At 62.3% G+C, this 1,440-nt stretch carries 1 protein-coding gene; it reads right to left on the reverse strand.

Translation table 11 applies throughout. The features are described from left to right. Positions 1–105: 105 nt before the first annotated feature. Positions 106–1,275: a substrate-binding protein gene (locus EOA36_RS35325; RefSeq protein ID WP_127281227.1), complete on the reverse strand. Its 1,170-nt coding sequence runs from the start codon at positions 1,273–1,275 to the stop codon at positions 106–108. Positions 1,276–1,440 lie beyond the last annotated feature (165 nt).

Below are 1,440 nucleotides of genomic sequence, written 5' to 3' on the forward strand. Positions count from 1 at the left end.
ACTCCGAAAACACCAGGGTGCTTGTCAATGAATTGCGCGAGCGCCTGCCAGCGCCAAAGGCGACCTGACGGCAGCGGCAACACCGCCGTCAGGATCGGTTGAGGCCTACAGCTTGCAGTAAGGCGTCACCGGCGCGATGGTGCCGAAATCCTTGGCGATCTCGTAGCCGATGCCGTCCGCCGCCGCCTTGCCGACATAGGAATGGCAAAGCGTGTGGTTGTTCGAGGCATCGACGCGGATCTTGCCTTGCGGTGCGTCGAACTCGATCGTCGGCAGCGCCTTCAGCACATCGTCGTCCTTCAGCGAGCCCGCTCTCTCGGCGGCCAGAGCGTAGAGATGCAGGCCGTTGTAGCCGGCTTCGCCGATGCCGTTGACCATCTTCTCCTGGCCGAACTTTTCGCGGAAGCTCGCGATGAACTTCTTGTTGACCGGATTGTCGAGCGCCATCCAGTAGGGCTGCGGCGCGTAGGTGCCGGCGGCGACACCGGGCGGCAGCGCGTCCTTGTTGAAGACCTCGTCGAGCGGCGCGATCAGCGGCTGCTTGATGTCGAAGCTGCGGTACTGCTTGAGCTGGGTGACGGCGTCGTTGCCGACCACCATCGACCAGACGACATCGGGCTTCAGCGACTTGATCTTCTGGAACGCCGGGCCGAAATCGGTGGTACCGAACGGATAGTAGTCGGCGCCGATGATCTTGCCGCCGGCCTTTTCGTAAGCCAAGGTGATCGCCTCGGTCATCTTCTGCGGCCAGGCATAGTCGGAGGCCATGATGTAAATCGTCTTGCCGAGGTTGTCGGCCACCCATGGCATCATCGGATCGACCTGCTGCATCGGGATCGGGCCGGTGGCGACGAAGTAGCGGTTGCACTCGCCGCCCTCGAAATTCGTCGGGTAGAAGAACAGCTTCTTGGCCTTCGCGGTCACTGACAGCGTGGCGCTGCGCTCGGGCGAAATGATCGTTCCCATGATCACGTCGACCTTGTCCTCGTTGAGGAGCTTGCGCGCCTTGTCGATCGAGCCCTTGGTCGTGGTCTGGTTGTCCTCGATGAACAGCTCGACCTGGCGGCCGCCAATACCGTTGGCGGCGTTGAGTTCGGCGGCGGCGAGCTTGTAGCAATTGAGCAGCGTCTCGCCGAGGATCGCTTGCAACCCGGTGATCGGGATCGACAGCCCGACCTTGACCGTATCGGCGGCGCGCAGGATCGACGGTGCGCCGACCATGGCGAAGGCGGCCGCGGCGCCGCCGGATTTCAGAATAGTTCTTCTGCTTATCATTGTTGTGTTCCCTTCCAGTCCAGGCGCGCCCCATGCACGCCTTACAAAGCCAAGAGGTCCTTCAGCAGGGTCTCGTCGGCGAATGCTTCCGGCGTGCCCTCGTGCACGATCCTGCCTTTCTCCATCACCAGGCAGCGATCGGCGGCCTTGAGAACGAGATCGAGA

The sequence above is a fragment of the Mesorhizobium sp. M8A.F.Ca.ET.021.01.1.1 genome (assembly GCF_003998025.1).
Lineage (GTDB): Bacteria > Pseudomonadota > Alphaproteobacteria > Rhizobiales > Rhizobiaceae > Mesorhizobium.

Coding starts and splice junctions, on each gene's coding strand:
- EOA36_RS35325 (WP_127281227.1), bottom strand. CDS start 1,275: ATGATAAGCAGAAGAACTATTCTGAAATCCGGCGGCGCCGCGGCCGCC.